This is a genomic window from Acinetobacter sp., from assembly GCF_036666595.1.
In the GTDB taxonomy this organism is placed as follows: domain Bacteria; phylum Pseudomonadota; class Gammaproteobacteria; order Pseudomonadales; family Moraxellaceae; genus Acinetobacter.
Genome location: NZ_JAVWVO010000142.1, coordinates 1 through 540, shown reverse-complemented (window position 1 = coordinate 540; position 540 = coordinate 1). Strand labels below are relative to the sequence as shown.

Below are 540 nucleotides of genomic sequence, written 5' to 3'. Positions count from 1 at the left end.
CTTTCTTAGTCTCAGCTTTTTTAACTTCTACCACCTTTTCCACTTTCTTCGGTGGAGGTAACGCTTTTTCAACAATCTTAACTTGTTTAGGTTTTGGTGGTTCTTTCGGCTTAGGAAGCTCTTTAGGCGGTGGCGGTTCTTTAATCTTTACAAATTTAACTTTTAAAGGTTCTTTTTTGATTTGAGGTAATTCTGGTGCTTTCATTTGACTAACAGCCCAGAGAACACCGACATGACCAACGATTACCGCTAAAATAGCCGCAATAACTTTTTTCTTCATTGGTGGAGGCGTATGAAGTGGTGCTGTGGAAGAGTGACTCATAAGAATCTAAATACCTAAAACTGACTCAAACTACAAAACAAAGTATTTTCTAGATCAAGCGCATCGAATAGAACAACTAAAGTGGGCTAATGATAAATGAGAAGTGTTTTCATTTGCAACTACTTTTTCGTTGTAGTTAATCGATTTTACAAATCAAAAATGTAAAAAGGATGCCTAAAGCATCCTTTTCCTTGGAACATTATATACAATACTTTTCA

1 pseudogene is annotated in these 540 nt (G+C 35.7%); it reads right to left on the bottom strand.

The features are described from left to right. A pseudogene (locus RR876_RS17265) lies at positions 1–322 on the bottom strand (TonB-dependent receptor); the annotation flags it as partial. Between the last annotated feature and the right edge of the window lie 218 nt (positions 323–540).